Raw genomic sequence first — 24,119 nt, 5'->3', positions numbered from 1 at the left:
ACGCGTGGCGCGGGCCGGGGCGGCGGGGCGCACCCCCGTCGCTCAGGCGCCGTCGTGCACCGCGAGGCTCGAGCCGCGCCGGTCCTTGCGCACCTCGAGGCGCACGCCGATCTCCTGCCTCATCCGTTCGACGTGGGAGACGAGGCCCACGGTCCGGCCACCGGTCCGCAGGGTGTCCACGACGTCCAGGACGTCGTCGAGGGTGTCCGCGTCGAGCGAGCCGAAGCCCTCGTCCACGAAGAGCGTGTCCAGTTCGATGCCGCCGGCTTCGGCCTGCACGGTGTCCGCGAGCCCCAGGGCGAGGGCGAGGGAGGCCATGAAGGTCTCGCCGCCCGAGAGCGTGGCCGGGTGGCGCGTCTCGTCCACGTAGTGGTCCCGGATGACGAGTTCGAGGCCCTTGTTCCCGCGCCCGCCCACGGCGTCGGAGTACTCGATCGAATACCGCTGGTCCGTCATGGCGAGCAGACGCTCGGTGGCCGCGGCGGCGACCTCCTCGAGCCGCCCGGCGAGGACATAGCTCGTCAGGGGCATCTTGAGCAGGTTCTCCCCGCCGCCGCGGACGAGGTCGAGCAGCCCCCGCACCCGCGTGTGCTCGGCGATGAGCCCGGCGGACCGCTCCAGGACCTCGGTCAGGGCGGCCGACTGCCGGCGCACCGTGGCGACGAGCGAATCGAGCCGCCCGACCGCCGTCGCCCGGGACGAGCTCGCGGCCTCGGCCGCGGCGAGCGCCTCGGCGGCGGCGCGGGTCTGCTCCTCGGTCGGCGGCTCGACGCCCGCCTCGGCGAGGGCGCGGCCCCGGCGGACGGGCTCGCTCGCCTCGAGCTCGGCGAGGCGGGCCCGTTCGGCGTCCCACTCCTGCACGGCGGCCGTGCGGTCGGCGGCCTCCGTCTCCTCGAGGCGGGCCGCGCGCGCCGCGTCGACGTCGTCGAAGCGCTGTTCGGCCAGCGTGGCGGTGAGCGCCTGTCCGGTCTCGTCGGCGACCGCCCGGGCGCGCGCGTCCTCGTCCTGCGCCGCAGCGAGGGCGGCCAGGACCCGGCGTGCGGCGGTGACCTGGTCGCGGCGGGCGTCGAGGGTCTCGGCGTCGCCGCGGGCGGCCTCGACGGCGTCCCGCAGCTCGGTCAGCCGGGCGGCGCGGTGGGCGGCGGCCTCGGCGAGCCGGCCGTCCTCGGCCGCGAGCGCGGCGGCGGTCTCGTCGGCCCCGGCGAGCGTCTTCTCGGCGGCGGTCAGCCGGCGGCGGTCCGCGGCGAGGTCCTTCGCCGCCTGGTCCAGCGCGGCCCGTTCGGTCTCGGCGCGCTCGAGCGCCTCCCGCGCGGCCTCGGGTGCGAGCCCGGCGGCGGCCTCGCCCGCCGAGCGGAGGGTCTGCTCGGCGGCGCGCAGGGCGGTCTCGGCGTCGGTCGCGGCCCGGTCGGCCGCGGTCCGGGCCTGCTCGGCGTCCCGCACGTCCGCCTCGGTCACCGCGGTGTCCGCGGTCGCGGCCGGGGCCGGGTGCTCGGGCGAGCCGCACACGGCGCACGGCTCGCCGGGCACGAGCCGCTCCGCCAGTTCGGAGGCGGCCTGCTCGTACCGGGCACGCAGCAGACCGACGTGCCGTTCGGCGGCCTCACGTCGCCGCTCCTGTGCCTCCCGGTGGGCCCGGGCCGCGGTCTCGACCTCGACGGCGCGGGCGGCCGCGGCCTCGGCGGCCGTGCGGCGAGCGGCGGCCTCGGACACGGCGCGGTCCACGGCCTCCCGGGCGCCGAGACGCTCGGTGCCGCGTTCGACGACCGCGCGGTGTGCCGCGACGGCCGCCTCACGCTCGGGGCGGGACTCGACCAGGGCGGCGCGGTCGCGGTCGATCTCGGCCCGACGCTCCGCCGCGGCGGCCGCCTCCTGCTCCAGCTCGCGCATCCGGTCACGGTCCCGGACGGCGCGCGCCACCGCCTCCGCGGCGCGCTCGGCCTCCCCCAGCGCCTGGCGGGAGGCGGGCGCATCGGCGGCCCCGTCCGCCCGGGCGGCGGCGAGCCACGCCGCCGCGGTCGGCTCGTCCTCGACGTGCGCCAGGGCCTCCGTCACCGCCTCCGACGCGGTGCCGGCGGCGTCCGCCGCCGCGGAGGCCCGCTGGGCGGCCGCGAGCACCCGCCCGGCGCGCTCATGGGCGTCGACGGCGCGGCGCCGCGCCGCGGCGGTCTCGGCCTCGGCGTCGTGGTCGCGTCGACGGCTCGCCCACGCCTCGGCCGCGGCCAGGTCCCGCCCGCGGGTCTCCAGCTCACGCGCCGTCACCCGGGCCCGCTGCTCCGCGGCGCGGGCCGTGGCGAGGTCGGCCCGCGCGTCCTCGTGGGCGCGACCTGCGCGCTCGGCGGCGAGGGCGAGCAGCCGGTCGTCCGTGTCCGGTGACGGCTCCGGCGCATGCCAGTCCGGGCCGAGCGCCTCGTGGAGCGCCTCGGCCAGCTGTGCCCGCGCGGTCCGGGCCACGTCCGCGTCCACGGCCACCGCGGTGTCCAGCCGGGCCGTCTCGACGCGCAGGTGCTCCTCGACGCCGTCGAAGCGCTGCGTGCCGAAGAGCCGCCGCAGCAGGACGCGGCGCTCATCCGACTTCGCGGTGAGGAACTGGGCGAACTGTCCCTGGGGCAGCAGGACCACCTGTATGAACTGCTCGGCGTCCAGGTGCAGGACGGCCGCGATCTGCTGGCCGACCTCGTCCGCCCGGGTGAGCGGCGCCGTCCATTCCCCGGCCACGCGTTCCCGCAGGGAGACCGTGGCCTGCGTGGTGACGGTGGCGCCCCCCGCTGCGCTGCGTCGCCGGCGGGGCCGCTCGTGCTTGGGTGAGCGGACCACCTCGAAGCGCCGGCCCTGCACGGTGAACTCGACCTGCACCTCGGGGATCACCGCGCCCGGCTCGCGCAGCGTGGTCACGAGCGACTCGGCCGACCGTCCGCCTGGCACGGTCCCGTAGAGGGCGAAGCACAGCGCGGCCAGCACCGTGGACTTGCCCGCGCCGGTGGGCCCGTCCAGCAGGAACAGGCCGGCCGCGTTGAGCCGGTCGAAGTCGACGTCCTGCGCCTGGGCATAGGGCCCGAGCCCCTCCAGGCGCATCCGATGGATCCTCATGCGCGCACCTCCGCCGCACGGGCGGCCTCGAGGGCGTCCCGCAGCAGGTCCTGCTCCGCCTCGCTGGCCGGCCGCTGCCGGACGTGGTCCACGAAACCGACCGCGAGCGCGTGGTCCGAGGGTGCCTGCCGCAGGACCTGGGCGTAGGTCCGCTCCCGGGCCCGCCTCCCGCCGGCCGGTTCGTGGCGGAAGACGAGCACGGAGGGGAACCGGGTCTTCAGGCGCTCCAGGGCCCGCTCGGGGCGTTCGTCGTCGGTGACGGTGACCTGCACCCAGCACTGCTCCGCCCACGCGAACTCCGGGGACTCCAGCAGGTCCTCGATCGGCCCGGACAGCACCGCCAGGCGCCGTCCGGCGTCCCAGTCCACGGCCTCGACGTCGGTGACGGCCCCGCCCGTGACGTGGACGAGCCAGCCGCCCTTGCGGTGGCCCGCCTCGGCGAAGGAGTACGGCAGCGGTGAGCCGGAGTACCGCACGTGCTCTGCCAGCCGCTGGCGGCCGTGCAGGTGGCCCAGGGCCGCGTAGTCGAGCCCGTCGAACACGGAGACCGGCACCTGCCCCAGCGTGCCCACCAGCATCTCGGGCGGGGCGTCCGGCTCAACGTGCTCGCCCTCGCCGATGTCCCGTTCGGACTCGGAGCCGTGGCCCCCGGCCGCGAACAGGTGGGCCAGCACGACGGCGGCCACCGGCTCCGGCGTCTCGGCGCGGCGGGCGGCCAGATCGGCGTGGACGCGGCGGACCGCCTCCGTCAGCACGGCCGTGTGGTGGGGCTCCACGCCCCAGGCCGGTCCCTGGTGGCGCGGTTCGAGGTAGGGGATGCCGTAGACGGCCACGGTCTGGCCCGCACCGCCGTCGACCCCGGGCTCGGTGAGCAGCACGGGGCGGTCCAGCTCCGCCGCGTCCGCGCGCACGTGCACGCCCGCGGCCGCCAGGAGTCCGCCGCCGAAGCCGAGGCGCACCGCCGAGTCGTGGTTGCCGCTCGTGAGCACCACCTGGGCGCCGGCCGCGTGCAGCCGGGTGAGCGTCCGGTCCAGCAGCCGGACGGCGTCCGCCGGCGGCAGCGCGCGGTCGTACACGTCCCCGGCCAGCAGGACGGCGTCCACGCCGCGCTCCGTCACGGTCGCGACGAGGGCGTCCAGGACCTCCTCCTGGGCCTCGAGCAGTCCGGTGCCGTGGAACGACCGGCCCAGATGCCAGTCCGAGGTGTGCAGCAGGATCATGCGGCCCACTCTAGGGAGGGTGTGGACGGGATAAGCACGACGCGGTGCAGCTCGTACGATGGCGGCATGTCCGCCACCGCGCCCGAGCCCACCGCCTCCTCGTCCACGCCCCTGCCCGGCCCCGAGCACGCCGACCGGGTCCTGGCCCTCCTCGCGGCCGGTGCCGCCGGGGACGCGCTGGGCGGCGTCGTCGAGTTCACCCCCGCGTCGGGGATCGCGGCGGTGCACGGCCCCGCCGGCGTCACCGACGCCGCGGACCTGCTCGCCCAGCAGGGCGCCCACGCCCTGCCGATCACCGACGACACGCAGCTGACGCTGTACGTGCTCGACGGCCTGCTCGAGTGGATCGAGTGGCAGAACGACGGCGTCCCGGCCGATCCTGCGGCGTGCGTGTGGCTCGCGTGCCTGCGCTGGTTCGCCACGCAGGACGGCGCGCTGCCCGAGGGCGCTCCCCCGGCCCCGCCCCGCTGGATCGACGCGCACGCGGAGCTGAAGGTGCGCCGCGCGCCGGGCACCGCGTGCCTGAGCGGGCTCGCCGAACCGGGGATGGGCCTGCCGGGCGACCCGCACAACCCGGGTTCGAAGGGCTGCGGGACGGTCATGCGCTCGGCCCCGTACGGAATGGTGCCGGGGCTCGAGGACCCGCACGTCGTGTCCCTTGCCCGCCAGGGGGCCGTCCTCACGCACGGCCACCCCACCGCGTGGGTCGCGGCGGCCGCGTACGCCCTCGTCATCGCGGCCCTGCTGCGCGGCCTGGACCTGGCCGCCGCGGTCGCGCACGCCCGCGCGTGGCTCGACACCCTGGGCGAGGAGGCCGAGGAGACCCGCGCCGCCGTCACCGCGGCGGTCGACCTGGCCGGCACCGTCGACGCCGACCCCGGCGCCCCCGGCGCCCTCCCCACCGCGCTCGGCGAGGGCTGGGTCGCGGAGGAGGCCCTGGCCATCGCGCTGTATGCCGCGCTCACCGCGCAGGCGGCGCACCCGGCCGATCCGGCGGCGGCGCTCGCCCTGGCGCTGCGGATCGGCGTGAACCACGACGGCGACTCCGACTCCACGGCCTCGCTGGCCGGGCAGGTGCTCGGCGCGGCGCACGGCACCGCCGTGTTCGGCGCGCACGACCCCGCGGACCGCGCCGCGGCCGAGGCCTCCGTCCCGGGGTGGATCGCCGAGCGCGAGGTCGTCCTGGAGGCCGCCCGGCGCTGGAGCGCCGCGACCACCTGAGTGGTTCAGCGCGCGGCGTCCGGCCAGTTCCCGTCGAGCATCTGCAGGAACTCCCCCTCGGAGACCAGGGCGATGGCCTGCCCACGGTCCCGCCGGCGCAGGGCGTCCCGCGTCTTGCGGTGCGCCAGCGCCGTGGTCACGGCCTGCGGTGCCCCGTCCTCGGCGCGCGGGCGGTGCAGGTCCGCGGCCTCGAAGCCGTCCCCCACGACGAGCATCGTGGTGGCCGCGCCCACCCGGTTCGCGGTCTGCGCGCCGTGCGCGGCCGCGCGCGTCTTGGCACTCTGACGCGACATGCCGATGCCGCCCGTGAACACCACGGTCTGGCCGAACAGGGGGTGACCCGGGTCGGCGGTCGGGTTCGGGGGCGGATTGACGCCCTCGTCCGGCCAGCGCATGAAGTCGGGCATGGCGCGTTCGTCCCGCAGCGGGACCCGCGCGTCGAAGACGCCCTCAGTGCGCCGGGCCTGGCGGGTGGCCTTCGACTCGGCGCCCGATCCCGCCGCCCGGGGGGCGAGGACGCTGACGCCCAGCCCCTGGGCCCGCATCAGGCGGTCGACGCCGCGGCCGGCCGGCGCGTCGGTCAGCCCGGGCAGAATCTCCGCGTCGGCCGGCGGCGCCCCCAGCACGCGCCGGCCGATGTCCACGAGGATGGCCGCGCAGGCCTCGGCGTCGGCCAGTGCGTCGTGGTGGCGTCCCGGGGTGAACCCGGCCTCGCGCGCCGCGGAGGGCAGGGCGTACGAGGGCAGGTCGTAGACGCGGCGCGCCAGCACCAGGGTGCACACGAACTCCAGGCCCGGCACGTCCCGGCCGGAGACCTCGAGGCCGGACTCGATGACGCCGACGTCGAAGCCCGCGTTGTGCGCCGCGAGCACGTCCGTCCCCACGAAGTCCGCGAGCTCGTCGTACACCTGCGCGAACCGGGGGGCGTCCAGGACGCGGTCCTCGGTGATGCCGTGGATGCGCACGTTGCGGGGATCGAACCGGTCGAAGCCGACGGGCGGACGGATCAGCCACTCCGCACGGTCCACCATGACCCCGTCCCGCACCCGGACGGCGCCCACGGCACACGGGGAGCCGCGGAAGCCGTTGGCGGTCTCGAAGTCGATCGCGGTGAAGTCCAGCCCCGGCACGGGGGCGCGCCCGCCGCTCACGGGCGCGCGTCGAGCGCGTCCACCAGGTAGGGCAGCAGGGCGCGGAAGGCGTGCCCCCGGTGGCTGATCGCGTTCTTGTCCTCGGGGCTCAGCTGCGCGGTGGACACGTCCCGGCCCTCGGGGCGCAGGATCGGGTCGTAGCCGAAGCCGCCGTCCCCCACGGGCTCGCGCAGCAGGGTGCCGGGCAGGCGGCCGTGCTCGACGTGCTCGACGTGGATGGCCCGGGCGCCCGCGGCGTCCGGGCCGCTGGGGACCGCGAGCGCGGCGGCGCACACGAACTGGGCACCCCGATGCTCGTCCGGCACGTCGGCCAGCTGGGCCAGCAGCAGCTCGAGGTTGGCACGGTCGTCCCCGTGGCGCCCGGCCCAGCGGGCCGAGAAGATCCCGGGGGCGCCGTGCAGCACGTCCACGGCCAGACCGGAGTCGTCCGCGACGGCGATCAGCCCCGTGTGCGCGGCCACGGCGCGGGCCTTCTTCAGCGCGTTCTGGGCGAACGTGACGCCGTCCTCGACGACGTCCGGGGCGCCCACGGCGCCCGCGTCCACCACCGCGGCCTCCACGTCGAGGCCGGGCACGGCGCCGGCGAGCAGCTGCCGCAGCTCGCGCACCTTGCCCGCGTTGTGCGTGGCGAGCACGACGCGGGCGCCCTCCGGCAGGCCTGCCGACGAGGAGGCGGGCGCGCTCACGCCCGGTCCTCCGTGGCGGCGGCCAGGGTCTCGGCCTGGACGCGGGCCAGCTCACCCGTGCCGATCAGGGCCAGGTCCAGCAGGGTGTCCAGCTCGGCGCGGGTGAACGGCGCGCCCTCGGCGGTGCCCTGCACCTCCACGAACTCCCCGGCCCCGGTGACGACCACGTTCATGTCCGTCTCCGCCTTCACGTCCTCCACGTACGGCAGGTCGAGGACGGGCACCCCGTCCACGATGCCCACGGACACCGCGGCGACGGAGTCCTTGAGGACGGCGGCGCCCTTCGCGAGGATCCCCTCGCGCCGCGCCCAGGCCACCGCCTCGGCGAGGGCGACGTAGGCGCCCGTGATGGCGGCGGTGCGGGTGCCGCCGTCGGCATCGAGGACGTCGCAGTCCAGGACGATGGTGTTCTCCCCCAGGGCGGACAGGTCGATGACGGCGCGCAGGGACCGGCCGATCAGGCGGGAGATCTCGTGGGTGCGCCCGCCGATCCGGCCCTTGACGGACTCCCGCTGGCTGCGCTCGTTGGTGGCCCGCGGGAGCATCGCGTACTCGGCGGTGACCCAGCCGGTCCCCTCGCCCTTGAGCCAGCGCGGCACGCCCTCGGTGAAGGAGGCGGTGCACAGCACGCGGGTGTTCCCGAACTCGATCAGGGCCGAGCCCTCCGCCTGCCGGGACCAGCCCCGGGTGATGGTGATGGGGCGCAGCTCGTCGACGGCGCGGCCGTCCGGGCGGGGGGCGGTGGGGGCGGGAGAGCTCATGGCCTCCAGTCTAGGCACGCCCTCAGACGCCGTAGCTCAGCCCCGAGACGGCGACGGCCAGCGGGCCGTCGTACACCGCGCGGGCCTCCTGGACGGCGCGCTGCGGATCGTTCCACACCGGCAGGTGTGTGAGCAGCAGCTTCCGGGCCCCGGCCTGCGCCGCCGTCTCGCCGGCCCGTCGGCCGGTCAGGTGGACGCCGTCGATGCCGTCGTCCCGGCCCTCGTGGAAGGCGGCCTCGCACAGGAACACGTCCGCGTCCCGCGCGGCCTCGACGAGCCCCTCACACGCGTCGGTGTCCCCGGAGTAGGTGAGCACGCGGGTGGTGACGTCGCCGTCGTCGTCGACGCGGTCCACCTCGACCCGGATCGCGTAGGCCTCGTCGATGGGATGGCGCACGGGGACCGGGGTGAACCGGAACGGACCGAGCCGCTCGGGGCGGCCGGCGGCCCAGCACCGGAACTCGAAGTCCTGGTGCATCCCCGGCTCGGGGTCCATCCCGTACGCCTCGGCGATGCGGTCGGCGGTGCCGGCGGGTCCGTAGACGGGCAGCCGGCCGCGTCCCCAGCCGGCCGGGTTCCAGCGGATGGCCACGTGCATCCCGCACAGGTCCATGAAGTGGTCCGGGTGCAGGTGGGAGAGCAGGATGCCGTCCAGGTCCTCGAGCTCGACGTAGCGCTGCAGCACGCCGAGGGCGCCGTTGCCGAGGTCGAGCAGGATCCGCCACGTGCGCGGGGTGACGCCGTCCTCGGCCACGCCCTCGGCGGTGAGGAGGTAGCACGAGGCGGGCGAGCCCGGGCCGGGGAAGGACCCGGAGGCCCCGATGATGGTCAGCTTCACGTCACACCCTCCTGCTCGGGGCCCGGCCGGACGGAGGCCGCCGAGCGCGTCGGGACCGGCGCGGCCGCGGGGCGGGGCGCGCCGATCGTCTCCAGGCGTCGCACGGACTCGACCTCGGGTCCGAGGAAGCGGCGCGCGAGGGCCTGGAAGTGGTCGGGGTCGCCGGTGGCGGCGAAGCGGTGGCGGGTGGCCTGGCCGGAGCCCGCGGCCGAGTGGGGGTGCTCGAGGCCGAGGCGGACCAGTTCCCGGTAGAGGTCCTTGGCGGTCTCCTCCGCGGAGGAGACGAGCGTGACGTCCTCCCCCATCACGAGGGAGAGCGCGCCGGTCAGCAGCGGGTAGTGGGTGCATCCCAGCACGAGGGTGTCCACGCCCGCCGCACGCAGCGGGGCCGTGTACTCCCGGGCGGTCTCCAGCAGTTCGGGGCCGGTGGTGATGCCGGCCTCCACGAACTCCACGAACCGCGGGCACGCGACCGAGGTGATCTCGAGGTGCGGGGCGGCCGAGAACGAGTCCTCGTAGGCGCGGGACCCGACGGTCGCCTCGGTGCCGATCACACCGATCCGGCCCGTGCGGGTGGCTGCCACGGCGCGGCGCACGGCGGGCTGGATCACCTCGATCACGGGGATGCCGTGGCCTCCCGTGTAGCGCTCGCGGGCGTCGCGCAGCACGGCGGCCGACGCGGAGTTGCACGCGATCACGAGCGCCTTGACGCCGCGCGCGACGAGCTCGTCCATGATCGCCAGGGCGAGGGCCCGTACCTCGGCGATGGGCCGCGGGCCGTACGGCGAGTGCTCCGTGTCGCCCACGTAGAGGATGGACTCGTGGGGCAGCTGGTCCATGATCGCCCGGGCCACGGTCAGCCCGCCCACGCCCGAGTCGAACACGCCGATGGGCGCGGCGGCGTCCACGGCGGCGCGCTGGCCGCTCACTGCTCGCCCTCCGCGTCCCCGGCGCCCGGCGCGGACTCGTCCGAGCCCTCGGGCAGCTCGCTGAGCATCTCCGTCATGAGCGTCTCCAGCAGCCACGAGGTGAAGTTGTAGAGCAGGGCCATGGTGGACTCGACGTCCTCCGCGCTGCGCCAGTCGTCCACGGCGTGCACGCGGGCGGCGTCCTCCTCGGTCTCGACGCCCAGGCGGGCCGCGAGGACGAGGCGCACGTCGTTGAGCGCGCGGCCGAAGGCCGGCGCCTGGTCGTGCGGGACCTCCACGCGCGTCGAGCGCAGCAGCTCGAGTGCCAGGCGCGCGTCCGCGAGCTTCCCCTCCGACAGGGCGTCCTCGGTCAGGGCCCGGTGGGCGCCCTGTTCGGCGGCGCCGGCCTGGGGCATCGCATCCGGCAGGAGGCGTGCGACGGCCGGGTCGGTGGGGGCCGAGCGCTGCGGCTCCGGGTCCTGGCTCAGGTGCAGGCCGGAGACCAACCCCCAGAACGCGGCGTCGGACGCGTCCAGCCCAGCCACGGGGCCCGCGTCCTCCGCGGCGGACACGGACGGCGGCGCCGCCGGGGGATCTTCGGGCGTGTCGACGCCGTCCTCGGCGGCCGGGGCCTCGGCGGGGTCCGCCTCGGCGGGGCGCACGTCCGCGCGTCGGCCCTCGAGCAGGGCGACGACGTCCCTGACCAGCCCGCGCAGCAGGCGCACCTCCGGCAGCTCCAGCTGCGCCGTGTACCCCCGCCGCGTCCAGCGGAACCGTTCTGCCATGCCCCTCCTCAGTCCTCCGCCTGCTCCAGCGTGGCCCACAGCCCGTAGCCGTGCATCGCGCCCACGTGCAGCTCGGCCTTCTCCTTGGTGCCCGTCGCCACCACGGACCGGCCCCGCTCGTGGACCTCGAGCATGAGCCGCTGCGCCTTGGCCGCGGAGTAGCCGAAGTGCGTGCGGAACACGTAGGCGACGTAGCTCATCAGGTTCACCGGGTCGTTCCACACCACCACGTTCCACGGCCGGTCCCGGGCTGTGTCCTCGTGAGGCCGCTCCAGCAGGGCGGTGTCGGTGGCGCCGGCGGGGACGGACTCAGCCGGCGCCGGACGCACGGCGCGCGGCGCGGACGGATCGTGGCGGGTCAGCACGGACATGCGCCCCAGTGTACGAGGCGGGCGGGCCAGGACCGGCCCCGCCACGGTCCACTAGGGTGGGCGCGTGAGCCAGAACCCCGTGCCCAGCGCCCCGCGGACCGCCGACGACTGGCAGATCCCCACGGCGCTGATGACCGACCACTACGAGCTGACCATGCTCCAGGCCGCGCTGAAGGCCGGCACCGCGCACCGCCGCTCCCGCTTCGAGCTGTTCACCCGACGCCTGCCCAGCGGCCGCCGCTACGGCGTGGTGGCCGGCGTGGGCCGCGCGCTGGAGGGCCTGTCCCGCTTCCGGTTCGACACGCCCGAGCTCGACTTCCTCGCGGACACCACCGCCCTCGACGACGCCACGCTGGCCTGGCTCGCCGACTACGAGTTCACGGGCGACATCGTGGGCTACGCCGAGGGCGAGGCCTACTTCCCGCACTCCCCCCTCCTGCAGGTGGAGTCGACGTTCGCCGAGGCGTGCATCCTGGAGACCTACCTGCTCTCCATCTACAACTACGACTCCGCCGTGGCCTCCGCCGCCTCCCGCATGACGGCCGTCGCGGACGGCCGCCCGTGCGCCGAGATGGGCTCGCGCCGCACGCACGAGGAGTCCGCCGTGGCCGCCGCCCGCGCCGCGGCCATCGCGGGCTTCACCGCCACCTCGAACCTCGAGGCGGGCCGCCGGTACGGCATCCCGACCGTCGGCACCGCCGCCCACTCCTTCACCCTGCTGCACGACTCGGAGCGCGCCGCCTTCGAGGCCCAGGTCGCCGCGCTCGGGGCGGACACCACCCTCCTCGTGGACACGTATGACGTGGAGCAGGGCGTGCGCACCGCGGTCGAGGTGGCCGGCCCGGCCCTGCGGAACGTCCGGGTCGACTCCGGCGACCTCGTGATCCAGGCCCACCGCGTGCGCGAGCTGCTCGACGAGCTGGGCAACACCGAGACCGGGATCATGGTCACCTCGGACCTGGACGAGTACGCGATCGCCGCCCTGCGCTCCGCCCCCGTCAGCTCGTACGGCGTGGGCACGCGCCTGGTCACCGGGTCCGGCGCGCCCACCGCCTCCATGGTCTACAAGCTCGTGGCCCGCCAGGACGACGACGGCACGTGGGTGGACGTGGCCAAGGCCAGTTCCGGCAAGGCCAGCCGGGGCGGCCGCAAGGAGGCCGCGCGCCGCCGCGACCCGCGGGGCCGGGCCACCGCCGAGGTGATCGGCGTCAACCGCAGCGCCGCGCCCGACGCCGACGACCGTCCCCTGCTGCACCGTTTCGTGCACACCGGCGAGCTGGCCGAGGGCTGGACCGGCCCCGAGGCCGTCACCCGCGCCGCCGAGCGGCACGCCGCCTCCCTGCGCGAGCTGCCCGCCTCGGTGGGCCGCCTGCAGCCGGGCGACCCCGCCATCCCGACCATCTTCCTGGAGGACTGACCCATGGAGAACCTGAACCGCGCCCTGGTGATCGTGGACGTGCAGAACGACTTCTGCGAGGGCGGCGCCCTCGGCGTGACCGGCGGCGCCGCCGTCGCGGCCGGGGTCAGCGAGCACCTGGCCGAGCACGCGGACGCCTACGCGGCCGTGGCCGCCACGCGCGACTGGCACGTCGACCCGGGCACGCACTTCGCCGCGGCCACCGGCGCCGAGCCGGATTTCCGCACCACCTGGCCGGTGCACTGTGTGGCCGGCACCGCCGGCGCCGAGCTGCATCCCGACCTGGACGCCGAGCACCTCGACGCCGAGTTCCTCAAGGGCCTGCACACGGACGCCTACTCCGGCTTCGACGGCGCCCTCGGCGAGCCCGACGCCGTCCCGACCGGGGCCGCGGGCGAGCGCCCCTCCGGGACCGTCGGCCCGTACGGGGCCACCGCCGTGGCCGCGGCCGCCATCGAGGCCGGTGCCCCCGGCCTCGACGAGTGGCTCCGCGAGCAGGGCGTGGACGCCATCACCGTGGTGGGCATCGCCACCGATCACTGCGTGCGCGCCACCGTGCTCGACGCCCTCGACACCGGCTACGAGGTCACGGTGCTGACCGACCTGGTGGCCGGCGTCGACGAGGCGGCCGCCCAGGCCGCGCTCCACGAGATGGAGGCCGCCGGGGCCATCCTGGCGACCTCGTGAGCGGGTTCGGCCCCGGCGGGCGTGCCGGAGCCGGTGCCCGACGCAGACGAGGAGAGCAGCCATGACCGACTCCCCCATCGCCGCTGACCGGGACGGCATCCGCTACCTCTCCGGAGCGATCCCGGCCGCCGACGACGTCCGCGCCCTCTACGACGCCGTGGGCTGGTCCGCCTCCACGGCGGACATGGACACGCTCATGGGCGGGCTGCAGGGTTCGGCCACCGTGGTGACCGCCTTCGACGGCGGCCGTCTGGTCGGCCTGGCCCGCGTGGTCTCCGACGGACACACCATCGCCTACCTGCAGGACATCCTCGTGCATCCGGTGCACCAGCGCCGCGGCATCGCCTCCGAGCTGCTGCGCCACGTCTTCGCCGGTACGGCCATGTCCGTCAGCACGTGCTGCTCACGGACACCGAGGAGCGCCAGCGCGCCTTCTACGAGACCCATGGCTTCCGCGAGTCCCGTGACGTGGAGGGCGACGAGCTGCGCGCCTTCGTGCGCGTCCAGTCCCGGGACGGCTGAACCCGGCGCTCAGGTCGGCACGGCCCGCCGGCGCCCGCCGCGCCCGACGGACCTCAGGCCCGGCCGACGAACCACCCGCGCAGGGTGCTCAGCCGCTTCTCCAGCTGCTCGCGGGAGGCCTGGGCCACGGCGGGGCCGCCGGAGATCTCCCGCAGGCGGTTGTGGATCACCCCGTGCGGCTGGCCGGAACGGGCCGCCCAGGCGGACACCGTCTTGGACAGCTCGGAGCGCAGCTCCTTCATCCGCCGGTGGTCCACGACGTCGGCGGGCTCGGCCGCCTGCGCACGCGGCCGGCGCTGGATCTGCTCGGCCTGCCGCTGCCGCAGCAGGGCGGAGACCTGCTCGGCGTCCAGCAGGCCCGGGATGCCGAGGAAGTCCTGCTCCTCCTCCGAGCCGACCGCGCCGCCGAGGCCGAACTCGCCGCCGTCGAAGAGCACCTTGTCGAAGCTGGCCCGGGACTCGAGGGCCTCGAACTTCTCCCGCGTCAGCGCGTCCGAGCCGCTCTCGGCCCGGTTGGCCTCCGCGATCAGGTCCTCCTCGGGGGCGTCCTCGAGGTCCTCGACGTCGACGGCGCCCTCCTTGCGGTCCAGCGCGTGGTCCCGCTCGAGCTCCATCTCGTTGGCCAGCAGCATGAGCGCGGGCACGGACGGCAGGAACACCGAGGCGGTCTCCCCACGCCGCCGGGAGCGCACGAAGCGGCCCACGGCCTGGGCGAAGAACAGGGGCGTGGACGTGGACGTGGCGTACACGCCCACGCACAGGCGGGGCACGTCCACGCCCTCGGACACCATGCGCACCGCCACCATCCACCGCTCGTCCGACGCGGCGAACTCCTCGATGCGGTCCGAGGCGCCCTTGTCGTCCGAGAGGATCACGGCCGGCCGCTGGCCGGTCAGCGCCTCGATCTGTGCGGCGTACGCGTGCGCGTCCTGGTGGTCCGTGGCGATCACGAGGCCGCCGGCGTCGGGCACGTTGCGGCGCACCTCGCTGAGCCGCCGGTCGGCCGCGCGCAGCACGGACGGGATCCACTCGCCCGCCGGGTCCAGCGCGGTGCGCCAGGCGGAGGCGGTGATGTCCTTCGTGGCGGCCTCGCCGAGCTGAGCCTCCATGACCTCACCGGTGGAGGTCTTCCAGCGCATCTGCCCGGAGTAGGCCATGAAGATCACCGGGCGCACCACGTGGTCCCGCAGCGCCGGGCCGTAGCCGTACGTGTAGTCCGCCTTCGACCGCTCGATGCCGTCCGCACCGAGTTCGTAGCGGACGAAGGGGATGGAGGCGGTGTCCGAGCGGAACGGGGTGCCGGTCAGGGACAGACGCCGCGTGGCCGGCTCGAACGCCTCGCGGATGCCCTCGCCCCAGCTCAGGGCGTCGCCGCCGTGGTGGATCTCGTCCAGGATCACCAGCGTCTTGGCGGCCTCGGTGCGGTTGCGGTGCAGGACGGGCTTGTTCGCCACCTGGGCGTACGTCAGCGCCACCCCGCGGTACTCGGCGCCGTGCCGCCCGTCGGCGTTCTTGAAGTTCGGGTCGATGGCGATGCCCACGCGCGCGGCGTTGTCCGCCCACTGGCGCTTGAGGTGGTCCGTGGGCGCGACGACGGTCAGCCGCTGCACCACGCCGGAGTCCAGGAGGATCTTGGCCACGCGCAGCGCGAACGTGGTCTTGCCCGCGCCGGGGGTCGCGACCGTCAGGAAGTCCTGCGGGGCGGTCTGGAGGTAGCGCTCCAGCGCCTCCTGCTGCCACTGGCGCAGCTTGGGGGCCGTCCCCCACGCCGCGCGCTCGGGCATGGCGGGGGGAAGGTCCTCGCCGATGTGGAACAGGTCGTGCTGGACGCTGCCGTCCAGGGTGCCGCTCGTCAGGGAGCGGCCGTCAGCCACGGCCGCGGCCTCCGAACCAGCCACCGCGCTTGCCGCCGCCGTCGCCGTCGCCGCCGTCCTGCGGCTCGCGCAGGCCCTCGTAGATCTCCTTGCACGTGGGGCACACGGGGAACTTGTTCGGGTCCCGGCCCGGCACCCACACCTTGCCGCACAGGGCGATCACGGGGGCGCCGGTGACGGCGGACTCCGTGATCTTCTCCTTGCGGACGTAGTGGGCGAAGCGCTCGTGGTCGCCCGGCTCGATCTCCTGGCGCAGCTCCTCACGCTCGAGGACGGACGTGCCGCCGCCGGCGGGCGCGAAGGGGTCGTTCAGGTCGGGTTCGCCGGTCACACTCATGCGGGCCAGTCTAGCCGCGCCCCTCAGAAGGCGGCCACGGCCTGGTAGGTCTCGGCCTGCGCGCGGTCGTACCAGCGCGCCCCCAGGCGCACACCCAGCCACAGCGCGACGGCGCCCCACGCGAACCCGAGGGCCACCGTCACCCAGCCCCACACGGCGGCCCCGGTGACGAGCCAGACGACGAAGGGCGCCAGGAACGGCACCGCGAGCGCGAGGCTCACCAGCAGCGAGGCGCCCTGGACGAGCATCGTGCGCATGGCCGCGCCCTGCGGCGTCTTGAACGGGCTGTCTCCCGGCTTCGGCACGGGGTACACGAAACGGGCGGAGACGAGTGCGGACAGCCCGGCGGTCGTCCCGAACAGGCCAAGGGCCAGGCCCAGCATCGGCGCCAGGAGGGACCAGTCCCCCGCCGCCGCCACCGTCGCCGTCGTCACGAGGAGGATCATCGGCACGCCCCAGCCCGCCAGGCCCAGGACGCGGCCCCAGCGGTCGTCCACGCCCCGCACGCCCGAGACGACGTGCAGGTGGAACGCCGTGTGGTCGTAGGCGATGTCCGCGGAGATCGAGTAGGCCAGGGACCAGGCGGTGATCGGCCCGAGGACCAGCAGCAGGCCCAGTCCGGGACCCCCCTCCGCGGCCATGCCCCCGGTGAACCACAGCAGGACAGCCATGAGGGGGATGATGATGAGCCCGGCCGCGTACCGCGGGTCGGTCAGCCAGTAGCGCTGGGCGCGGGCCGCGATCGCGGTGCGCGGGCCCGTGGCCCGTCGGCCCAGCCAGCGCAGCGGCATCGGGTCCGCTCCCGCGGCGACGCGGCGGGACCGACCGCCGCCCACGGCCACCGGCTCCACGGTGCGGCGCACGGCCAGGTGCCACAGGGCCAGGGCGGCCAGGCACCAGGCCGCCGCCACCGCGAGGTGGAGCGCGACGGCGGCGCCGCGGCCCTCGGCGGCCGCCCACGCCGCGGCGGGGCCCGCCCCGAACGGGGTCCACGCCGCGCCGCGGGCGACCTGGGGCGCGATCGCCAGGAAGTCCTCGAACGATGCGATGGCCTGCGAGAGGGCGACGCCGCCGAGCATGAGCGGGATGAACAGCAGGACGGAGACGACGTCCCGCACCCGACGCCGGCTCGCGTAGGCGGCCAGGAGGCCGGCGAGGCCGGAGCCGATCGCCACGGCGGTCACCGCGGTCAGCGCGCCCCCGGCCAGGCCTGCCGCCAGCGCGGCCGGCCGGTCCCACCAGCTGGCCCCCAGGCCCACCAGCACGGCCAGCGTGGCGAGCCCGACCGGCGTCGTGAAGGCGCTCAGGACCAGCCCGGCGATGAGGGTGCGGGCCGGGACGGGGAAGAGCACGAAGCTGTGCGGGTCGAGGGTGGCGTCCACGCCCGTGACGAACGGCGGGATGACGAGCCAGGCGAGCACCACGACGGCGGCGGCCAGCACGGTCGTGGCGCCGCGGGCCTCGTCCGGCAGGGCGGGCAGGCCCGTGACGAGCAGCGTCACCGCCACGGCGGCCATGCCGAGCACGTACAGCGCGCCGAGCACGCTCATCACCAGGGTGAACGGGGACCGCCGCCACTGGTTCAGGGTCAGCGTCCAGCGCAGTCGGACGAGCGTCAGAGCCATGCCAGCCCCTCCGAGCCGTGGCGGCCGCCGACGAGGTCCACGAAGCGGTCCTCGAGGTCGTGCCCGTCCCGGACCTCCTCGAGCGTGCCGGCGGCCCGCAGCGTCCCGGCCGCGATCACGGCGACGTGGGTGCACATGCGCTGGACGAGGTCCATCACGTGGCTCGAGACGATCACGGTGCCGCCCCGCTCCACGTACGAGTGCAGGATGTCCCGGATGTTCGCGGCGGAGACCGGGTCCACGGCCTCGAACGGCTCGTCCAGGACGAGCAGGTCCGGGGCGTGGACCATGGCGGCCGCCAGGGACACCTTCTTGGTCATGCCGGCGGAGTAGTCGGCCACGAGCTTGCGGCCGGCGTCCTCCAGGTCCATCACCCGCAGCAGGTCCGCGGTCCGCTCGGCCACGGTGTCCGCGTCGAGGCCATGCAGCAGCCCGGCGTAGGTCACGAGCTGCGCGCCCGTGAGGCGGTCGAAGGTGCGCACGCCGTCGGCGAGCACGCCGACCCGTCGCTTGGCCTCGAGGGGCTGCTCCCACACGTCGACGCCGTGGATCCAGGCGCGGCCGTGGTCCGGGCGCAGCAGCCCGGTGGCCATCGACAGGGCCGTGGTCTTGCCCGCACCGTTCGGCCCGACCACCCCGAAGAACGACCCGGCCGGGACGTCCAGATCCAGCGCGTCCAGCGCCAGCTTGTCCCCGAACCGTTGGGTCAGCCCGCGCGTGACGAGGGCAAGGTCCGGATCGGGGGCGTCCACCGCGCGCCGACGGGTGGCGGCGGCGAGGTGGGTGGGGGCAGGCTCGGACGCATGCGGAGTCATGCCTGGGACGTTACCCACTGTCAGGCGGTCACGGCGTCCTCCTCAGGGATGAACCGTGGGTCCCTCAGAACAACGCTGCGGCCAGCCGGCGCCGCGAGGCCTGCACGCGGGGGTCGTCCGTGCCCACCACGGTGTAGAGGTCCACGAGGTGGGCGCGCGCCGTCTCACGGTCGTCGCCGGGGTGGAGGGCGATGAACCGCACGAGCCGGTCGAAGGCGTCCTCCACGTGGCCGCCGAGCACGTCCAGGTCGGCGACGGCGAGCTGGGCGGCGACGTCGTCCGGGCCGTCCGCGGCGGCCGCGCGCACCGCCGCGGCGTCGGCGTCGCGGGTGCGCAGCATGAGGCGGGCCGCGGACAGGCCCTGCTGGGCCACGGCGTCCGCGGGGCTGTCGGCCAGCGCCGCCTCCCACGCCGAGACGGCCCCGGGCAGGTCGTCGGCGGCGAGGGCCTCATGGGCGGCCCGGTGCAGCGGCGGCACGGGCGGGGCCTCCGCGGCCGCGGCGTCGGCGTCCTGGCGCGCCGGGGCGACCGCGGGCACGGTGCCGGCGACGCCGTTCTGACGGGCCACCTCGAGGATCTCCCCCATGAGCTGGCGCAGCGTCTCCTCCGGGACCTCCTGATTGACCAGCGGCACCGGCTGCCCCGCCACCACGGCCATGACCGCGGGGCCGGCCCCCAGGCCCAGCGCCTGCAGCACGGCGGGCTCCTTCGCCACGTCCAGACGCGCGAGTACGAGCCGTCCCGCCTGCGCGTCGACCGCGTCCGCGAACTGCCGGTACAGCGCCTCGCTCGCCGCGTCCCCGGGCACATGCAGGTGCAGCAGCACCGGCACCTGGGCGGAGAGCTGGACCAGCTGCTGCAGCAGACCCTGGTCGGCGTCCGCGATGACCCACGAGCCACCGCCGGCGCCGGCGTCGGCCCCCGGCGCAGTGCGCCCGGCCGAGGCCGGGGTGCCGAGCGAGGACAGGTCGACGGCGCCGCGCAGGTGGGACGGGGCGTCGGAGGGGGGCTGGGCGGTCACGTCGGTCACGATCCTTCCGGTCCGGGTCCGCCCCGTCGTCGGGGCGAGGGGCGTTGTCGCTGGGCACCACGGTAGCCTCCCGGGCGCGGCGCGGTCAGGACCGGGGCGCTGTCGTACGCTGAGCGCGTGGAGGAGAAGGAACCCGCGTCCGGTCCGGACGCCCCCAGCGTCGCCGACGTCCGTGCCCCGGCCGAGCCCGAGGGCGCCGAGCAGCAGCCCGTGGGCGGCATCCCCGTGGAACCGGTCGGGGCGGCCGCCGCGCCGCCGCCGCACGGGCCGACGCCCGCCGGGCGCCGTCAACGGCTCCGCCTGGGCTCCGTCCTGCGGCGGCGCCGGCCCTTCCTCGAGGAGGACCGGGTAGACCCCGGGCCGGACCCCGCCGACGGCGCCGAGGATCCTGCGGTCGCGGCCGTGGCCCTCGAGTCCCCCGTTCTGACCGGCTTCCTGCTCGCGGTGGGCGTGACCCTGGCCATCGGGATCGTCTCGGTGCTGCGCACGAACGGGCAGCTGATCGTGTGGATCGCCGCGGCCCTGTTCATCGCCCTGGGCCTGGACCCGCTGGTGCGCCGGGTCGAGTCCTGGGGCGCGCCCCGCTGGGTCGGCGTGCTCACGGCCGCCCTCGGCCTGGCCGCCGTGGCCGGGGCGTTCGTCGCCCTCCTGGTCCCCACGGTGATCGAGCAGTCCACGCAGCTGGTCCAGGACCTGCCGGCCATCATCGACGGGGTGATGCGGGCCGAATGGTTCGTGCAGCTCGACGAGGAGTTCCACCTCCAGGAGGCCGTCCGTGCCCAGACCGAGCGCCTCGCCGCCGACGGCGTCGCCATCACCGACCTGTTCGGCGGGCTCCTCGGCCTCGGCCAGACCGTGCTGAACGCCGTCTTCTCGGTGCTCGTGGTGGTCGTGCTGACGCTGTACTTCCTCTCCTCCCTGCCGCACATGAAGTACTGGGCCTACCGGCTCGCACCGCGCTCGCGCCGGCCGCGCATCGAGGCGCTGTCCGAGCAGATCACCTCCTCGGTCGGCCACTACGTGATGGGCCAGTCCTTCGTGGCCGCCCTCAACGGTGCGGTGGCGTTCACGGCGCTGGCCATCGCCGGTGCCCCCTTCGCCGTCCTGCTCGCCGCGATCGCCGCCTTCATGGCGTTCATCCCGCTGGTGGGCGCCGCGATCGGCGGCACGCTGCTGACCCTCGTGAGCCTGCTGATCTCGTGGCAGACCGCCGCCGTGTTCGCGGCCATCTACTTCGTCTACCTGCAGATCGAGGCCTACGTCATCTCGCCGCGTGTCATGGCACGCGCGGTGTCCGTGCCGGCGGCCGTGGCCGTGATCGCCGTGATCGCCGGTGGCGCGCTGCTGGGCGTCCTCGGCGCCCTCATGGCGATCCCGCTCGCCGCCGCGCTGGCGCTTCTGGTCCGCGAGGTCTTCATCCCCCGCCAGGACGCCCGCTAGCCCACGACGGCGGCGCGGCCCGGACCGTCGCGGTCAGCGGCTCGGGCGGGTGCGCCAGCACACCGGGTGCCAGTGCCGCCGGTCCTCTCCCGCGTCCTCGTCCCCCATGATCCAGTCGGCGCGCCAGGCCACGAGGTGCGCCTGGCCCTGCCGGATCACCCGGCCGCAGCCGGGGCACGTGTAGTCCTTCACCGCGCGCCACGCGGGGATCTGCCGGACGTGCCAGCCGCCGTCGGACCCGGACTGGCGCGAATAGCCCGCGTCCAGGCCGAGGAGCTCCTGGAGCGGGTCGGACCGCCCCGGCGACGGCCGGGACCGCCGGGAGGCGCCGGAGGCCCCGCGCTCGCTGCGCCGAGGCGCGGACGAGCGGCGGGGGCGGTTCGAACGGGGCATGCCCCCATGCTGGCACACGAGCCGGTGGGCGCGGTCCGCCTAGGATGGACCGGTGCGACTCGTCATTGCCCGCTGCTCCGTGACCTATGAGGGCCGCCTGAACGCCCACCTGCCCACCGCCACCCGCCTGCTCATGGTGAAGGCGGACGGCTCGGTGCTGGTGCACTCCGACGGCGGCTCCTACAAGCCCCTCAACTGGATGTCGCCGCCCGCGACCCTGCACGTGGAGGAGCCCTCCCCCGACCAGGCCGACCAGGGAGTGACGCAGGTCTGGCGCGTGCAGGCCAAGAAGTCCGACGACCGGCTCATCGTGCTCATCGAGGAGGTCGTGGCGGACGACTCCTACGAGCTCGGCGTGGATCCCGGCCTCGTCAAGGACGGCGTGGAGGCGGATCTGCAGCGTCTGCTGGCCGAGCAGATCAGCCTGCTCGGCGACGGCCACACCCTCGTGCGCCGCGAGTACATGACGGCGATCGGCCCCGTGGACATCCTGGCCCGCGACGCCGACGGCGGCACCGTGGCGGTCGAGCTCAAGCGCCGCGGGGACATCGACGGGGTCGAGCAGCTCACCCGCTACCTCGAGCTGATGAACCGGGACCCGCTCCTGGCGCCCGTGCGCGGTGTGTTCGCGGCCCAGCAGATCAAGCCCCAGGCCCGCACCCTCGCCGAGGACCGCGGCATCCGCTGCGTCACCCTCGACTACGACGCGATGCGCGGCGTGGACGACGCCGAGTCCCGCCTGTTCTGAGGCGCCGTGCGGGCTCAGCGGCGCCAGAAGGACGACGCCGCGGACGGCCCCGCCTCGCTCCAGGCGCGCAGGGCGCCGGCGTCGTCGGGGTCGACGACGACGCGCACCGGACGTGCGCCGGCGCTCAGCTCCAGGACGGTCCGGCCGGCCTCGTCCGCCGGGAGACGGTCGATCTGCAGGCGGCTCCGATCCGCGCTCCAGCGCTCCCGCGAGAGGCGCCAGCGCCCGGTGAGGCGCAGACGGGACTCGTCGTACACGCCGATCACACGCTCACGCCCCAGACCCTCCCGCTCCAGGACCGCCGGGAAGGCGGCCGTGACACGGGCGAGGGCCCGGCGCCGCATCACCAGGGCGAGTGCCGACAGCACGATCACTGCCGCCACGGTCGCCGAGGCGATGAGCACCGGGCCCTGCACCGTCAGGTCCTGCCGCGCCGCGTCAGACCGCGGCGGCGTCGCCCAGCCGGGCGGACGTCGCGGCGATCACGACACGGTCGTGGTCCACGGAGAAGAAGCCGCCATGGGCCTGCGCAGTGACGGTGCCGCCGTCCGTGGTGCGCACCACGACCTCGCCGTCGCCGAGGACGGCGAGCATCGGGGTGTGGCCCGGGAGGATGCCGATCTCACCGTTGACGGTGCGCGCCGACACGGCCGACGCGGCGCCCGACCAGATGGACCGCTCCTCGGAGACGATCTCGACGTTGAGCTCAGCCATGATCGATCAGCCCTCGGCCTGGATCTTGGCCCACTCGCGCTCGACGTCGTCCAGGCCGCCCACGTTGTAGAAGGCCTGCTCCGCGACGTGGTCCAGGTCGCCGTCGGCGATGGCCTTGAAGCCCTCGACGGTGTCCTTGACCGGCACGGTGGAGCCCTCGACGCCGGTGAACTGCTTGGCGGTGTAGGTGTTCTGCGAGAGGAACTGCTCGATCTTGCGGGCGCGGCCCACGGTGATCTTGTCCTCCTCGGAGAGCTCGTCCACGCCGAGGATCGCGATGATGTCCTGCAGCTCCTTGTTCTTCTGCAGGATCTGCTTCACGCGGATGGCCACGTCGTAGTGCTCCTGGCCCACGTACTGCGGGTCGAGAATGCGCGAGGTCGAGGCCAGCGGGTCCACGGCCGGGTACAGGCCACGGGACGCGAGGTCACGGGTCAGGTTGGTGGTCGCGTCCAGGTGCGCGAACACGTTGGCCGGGGCCGGGTCGGTGTAGTCGTCCGCGGGGACGTACACGGCCTGCATCGAGGTGATGGAGTGGCCGCGGGTCGAGGTGATGCGCTCCTGGAGCACGCCCATCTCGTCCGCCAGGTTCGGCTGGTAGCCCACGGCGGAGGGCATGCGGCCCAGCAGCGTGGAGACCTCGGAGCCGGCCTGCGAGAAGCGGAAGATGTTGTCGATGAACAGCAGCACGTCCTGGTTCTGCACATCGCGGAAGTACTCCGCCATGGTCAGCGCGGACAGGGCCACGCGCAGACGCGTGCCCGGCGGCTCGTCCATCTGGCCGAACACGAGGGCGGTGTCCTTCAGGACGTCCGCCTCGTCCATCTCGACCCAGAGGTCGTTGCCCTCACGGGTGCGCTCACCGACGCCGGCGAACACGGAGGTGCCGCCGAAGTTGCGGGCCACACGGGTGATCATCTCCTGGATGAGCACGGTCTTGCCCACGCCGGCGCCGCCGAACAGGCCGATCTTGCCGCCCTTGATGTAGGGGGTCAGCAGGTCGATGACCTTGATGCCGGTCTCCAGCATCTCGGTGGAGCCCTCGAGGGAGGCGAAGTTGGGGGCCGGGCGGTGGATCGGCCAGCGGTCCTCGGCCTGCAGCTGCGAGGTCGGCATGTCCAGGGTCTCGCCGAGCACGTTGAAGATGTGGCCCTTCACGGCGTCGCCGACCGGCACCGAGATGGGGGCGCCGGTGTCCACGACGTCGGTGCCGCGCACCAGGCCGTCGGTGGACTGCAGGGAGATGGCGCGGACCATGTTGTCGCCGAGGTGCTGGGCGACCTCGAAGGTGACCGTGCGGCGCTGGCCGTTGAGGTCGATCTCGGTGGTCAGCGCGTTGTAGATCTCCGGCATCGCGTTGGCCGGGAACTCGGCGTCGATCACGGGGCCGATGACGCGGGACACGCGTCCGGTGGCACCGCCGGTGGGGGTCCCGGTGCCCTGGTCAGTGATGGTGGCAGTCATCTCTCTCACTTCTATCGTGTGTGGA

Annotated in this window: 24 protein-coding genes and 1 pseudogene; 7 read left to right on the top strand and 18 right to left on the bottom strand. The window is 75.2% G+C overall.

All coding sequences use genetic code 11. The annotated features are described in order from the left end of the window. Nucleotides 1-42 precede the first annotated feature (42 nt). Both AC3RJ9_RS03845 and AC3RJ9_RS03840 read right to left on the bottom strand, forming a co-directional pair. On the bottom strand, nt 43-3,087 hold the full coding sequence (locus AC3RJ9_RS03845) for an AAA family ATPase (protein ID WP_036312986.1): 3,045 nt from the start codon (nt 3,085-3,087) through the stop codon (nt 43-45). Further along, a complete protein-coding gene (locus AC3RJ9_RS03840; protein ID WP_036312989.1) occupies nt 3,084-4,307 on the bottom strand; it encodes an exonuclease SbcCD subunit D in 1,224 nt (407 codons plus the stop codon). The genes AC3RJ9_RS03845 and AC3RJ9_RS03840 overlap by 4 nt, the downstream gene beginning before the upstream one ends. A 66-nt stretch (nt 4,308-4,373) precedes the next feature. Here AC3RJ9_RS03840 and AC3RJ9_RS03835 point away from each other — a divergent pair, with 66 nt between their 5' ends. Next, complete coding sequence (locus tag AC3RJ9_RS03835) at nt 4,374-5,528, top strand: ADP-ribosylglycohydrolase family protein (protein ID WP_036312992.1); 1,155 nt, start codon at nt 4,374-4,376, stop codon at nt 5,526-5,528. A gap of 5 nt (nt 5,529-5,533) precedes the next feature. On the opposite strand, the gene AC3RJ9_RS03830 is transcribed toward AC3RJ9_RS03835, so the two are convergent. From AC3RJ9_RS03830 to clpS, 7 genes are read right to left on the bottom strand one after another with little or no spacing between them, the layout of a single operon-like run. Continuing rightward, the gene (locus tag AC3RJ9_RS03830; protein WP_036312995.1) at nt 5,534-6,679 is read right to left on the bottom strand and encodes a 3'-5' exonuclease; all 1,146 of its coding nucleotides are present in this window, start codon (nt 6,677-6,679) and stop codon (nt 5,534-5,536) included. Continuing rightward, nucleotides 6,676-7,365 (bottom strand): non-canonical purine NTP pyrophosphatase, encoded by a 690-nt coding sequence (locus AC3RJ9_RS03825; RefSeq protein WP_036312997.1) that lies wholly within the window; start codon nt 7,363-7,365, stop codon nt 6,676-6,678. Before AC3RJ9_RS03825 ends, AC3RJ9_RS03830 begins: the two co-directional genes overlap by 4 nt. Beyond that, entirely contained in the window at nt 7,362-8,126 is a 765-nt protein-coding gene (rph, locus tag AC3RJ9_RS03820; RefSeq protein WP_036313000.1) for a ribonuclease PH, read from the bottom strand. Before rph ends, AC3RJ9_RS03825 begins: the two co-directional genes overlap by 4 nt. Nucleotides 8,127-8,148: 22 nt before the next feature. Next, a complete protein-coding gene (locus AC3RJ9_RS03815) occupies nt 8,149-8,964 on the bottom strand; it encodes an MBL fold metallo-hydrolase (protein ID WP_041103211.1) in 816 nt (271 codons plus the stop codon). Continuing rightward, a complete protein-coding gene (gene murI, locus AC3RJ9_RS03810) occupies nt 8,961-9,893 on the bottom strand; it encodes a glutamate racemase (RefSeq protein ID WP_041103213.1) in 933 nt (310 codons plus the stop codon). Before murI ends, AC3RJ9_RS03815 begins: the two co-directional genes overlap by 4 nt. Next, nucleotides 9,890-10,657 (bottom strand): DUF2017 family protein, encoded by a 768-nt coding sequence (locus tag AC3RJ9_RS03805; RefSeq protein WP_158183662.1) that lies wholly within the window; start codon nt 10,655-10,657, stop codon nt 9,890-9,892. The genes murI and AC3RJ9_RS03805 overlap by 4 nt, the downstream gene beginning before the upstream one ends. 8 nt (nt 10,658-10,665) lie before the next feature. Then, entirely contained in the window at nt 10,666-11,028 is a 363-nt protein-coding gene (gene clpS, locus AC3RJ9_RS03800; RefSeq protein WP_095347689.1) for an ATP-dependent Clp protease adapter ClpS, read from the bottom strand. 64 nt (nt 11,029-11,092) lie between these two features. On the opposite strand from clpS, the gene AC3RJ9_RS03795 reads away from it, so the two are divergent. From AC3RJ9_RS03795 to AC3RJ9_RS03780, 4 genes and pseudogenes are all read left to right on the top strand, one after another. Beyond that, a complete protein-coding gene (locus tag AC3RJ9_RS03795; protein WP_036341309.1) occupies nt 11,093-12,445 on the top strand; it encodes a nicotinate phosphoribosyltransferase in 1,353 nt (450 codons plus the stop codon). Nucleotides 12,446-12,448: 3 nt separating this feature from the next. After that, the gene (locus AC3RJ9_RS03790; protein WP_152743265.1) at nt 12,449-13,132 is read left to right on the top strand and encodes an isochorismatase family protein; all 684 of its coding nucleotides are present in this window, start codon (nt 12,449-12,451) and stop codon (nt 13,130-13,132) included. Nucleotides 13,133-13,193: 61 nt separating this feature from the next. Further along, nucleotides 13,194-13,445: pseudogene (locus AC3RJ9_RS03785) on the top strand (GNAT family N-acetyltransferase); the annotation flags it as partial. Nucleotides 13,446-13,528: 83 nt separating this feature from the next. Further along, a complete protein-coding gene (locus AC3RJ9_RS03780) occupies nt 13,529-13,654 on the top strand; it encodes a hypothetical protein (protein WP_370450160.1) in 126 nt (41 codons plus the stop codon). Nucleotides 13,655-13,707: 53 nt separating this feature from the next. Here the strand turns inward: AC3RJ9_RS03780 and AC3RJ9_RS03775 are convergent, their stop codons facing one another. The 5 genes from AC3RJ9_RS03775 to AC3RJ9_RS03755 all read right to left on the bottom strand — a co-directional run bounded on the left by AC3RJ9_RS03775 (nt 13,708) and on the right by AC3RJ9_RS03755 (nt 19,326). Further along, nucleotides 13,708-15,528: a DEAD/DEAH box helicase gene (locus AC3RJ9_RS03775; protein ID WP_158184539.1), complete on the bottom strand. Its 1,821-nt coding sequence runs from the start codon at nt 15,526-15,528 to the stop codon at nt 13,708-13,710. Further along, nucleotides 15,521-15,865 (bottom strand): DUF3039 domain-containing protein, encoded by a 345-nt coding sequence (locus AC3RJ9_RS03770; RefSeq protein WP_010079007.1) that lies wholly within the window; start codon nt 15,863-15,865, stop codon nt 15,521-15,523. The genes AC3RJ9_RS03775 and AC3RJ9_RS03770 overlap by 8 nt, the downstream gene beginning before the upstream one ends. Before the next feature lie 23 nt (nt 15,866-15,888). Further along, nucleotides 15,889-17,490 carry a Tat (twin-arginine translocation) pathway signal sequence gene (locus tag AC3RJ9_RS03765; RefSeq protein WP_170747944.1) on the bottom strand — a complete coding sequence of 534 codons (1,602 nt, stop codon included), beginning with the start codon at nt 17,488-17,490 and terminating at the stop codon, nt 15,889-15,891. After that, nucleotides 17,481-18,305 carry an ABC transporter ATP-binding protein gene (locus AC3RJ9_RS03760; RefSeq protein WP_123244126.1) on the bottom strand — a complete coding sequence of 275 codons (825 nt, stop codon included), beginning with the start codon at nt 18,303-18,305 and terminating at the stop codon, nt 17,481-17,483. Before AC3RJ9_RS03760 ends, AC3RJ9_RS03765 begins: the two co-directional genes overlap by 10 nt. Before the next feature lie 64 nt (nt 18,306-18,369). After that, complete coding sequence (locus tag AC3RJ9_RS03755) at nt 18,370-19,326, bottom strand: co-chaperone YbbN (RefSeq protein WP_233569927.1); 957 nt, start codon at nt 19,324-19,326, stop codon at nt 18,370-18,372. A gap of 126 nt (nt 19,327-19,452) precedes the next feature. Here AC3RJ9_RS03755 and AC3RJ9_RS03750 point away from each other — a divergent pair, with 126 nt between their 5' ends. Beyond that, the gene (locus AC3RJ9_RS03750; protein WP_206495694.1) at nt 19,453-20,775 is read left to right on the top strand and encodes an AI-2E family transporter; all 1,323 of its coding nucleotides are present in this window, start codon (nt 19,453-19,455) and stop codon (nt 20,773-20,775) included. Between the two features lie 33 nt (nt 20,776-20,808). Here the strand turns inward: AC3RJ9_RS03750 and AC3RJ9_RS03745 are convergent, their stop codons facing one another. Continuing rightward, nucleotides 20,809-21,168: an Rv1322 family protein gene (locus tag AC3RJ9_RS03745; protein ID WP_078026028.1), complete on the bottom strand. Its 360-nt coding sequence runs from the start codon at nt 21,166-21,168 to the stop codon at nt 20,809-20,811. Nucleotides 21,169-21,220: 52 nt separating this feature from the next. Between AC3RJ9_RS03745 and nucS the strand changes: the two genes are divergently transcribed. Then, nucleotides 21,221-21,916, top strand: a complete 696-nt coding sequence (gene nucS / locus AC3RJ9_RS03740; RefSeq protein ID WP_127435318.1) for an endonuclease NucS — start codon at nt 21,221-21,223, stop codon at nt 21,914-21,916. A 14-nt stretch (nt 21,917-21,930) separates the two neighbouring features. Here nucS and AC3RJ9_RS03735 read toward each other — a convergent pair whose 3' ends face one another. From AC3RJ9_RS03735 to atpD, 3 genes are read right to left on the bottom strand one after another with little or no spacing between them, the layout of a single operon-like run. Further along, complete coding sequence (locus tag AC3RJ9_RS03735; RefSeq protein ID WP_127435319.1) at nt 21,931-22,332, bottom strand: DUF2550 family protein; 402 nt, start codon at nt 22,330-22,332, stop codon at nt 21,931-21,933. A 22-nt stretch (nt 22,333-22,354) separates the two neighbouring features. After that, nucleotides 22,355-22,630 (bottom strand): F0F1 ATP synthase subunit epsilon, encoded by a 276-nt coding sequence (locus AC3RJ9_RS03730; protein WP_036341335.1) that lies wholly within the window; start codon nt 22,628-22,630, stop codon nt 22,355-22,357. Between the two features lie 6 nt (nt 22,631-22,636). Beyond that, the gene (gene atpD, locus AC3RJ9_RS03725; RefSeq protein ID WP_073115742.1) at nt 22,637-24,094 is read right to left on the bottom strand and encodes a F0F1 ATP synthase subunit beta; all 1,458 of its coding nucleotides are present in this window, start codon (nt 24,092-24,094) and stop codon (nt 22,637-22,639) included. Between the last annotated feature and the right edge of the window lie 25 nt (nt 24,095-24,119).

Source organism: Micrococcus sp. 63XJN7_6_ISO-PGPR-S23-444, assembly GCF_058072765.1.
Note: the sequence above shows the minus strand (reverse complement) of the source record. Positions and strands in the feature narration are given on the sequence as shown.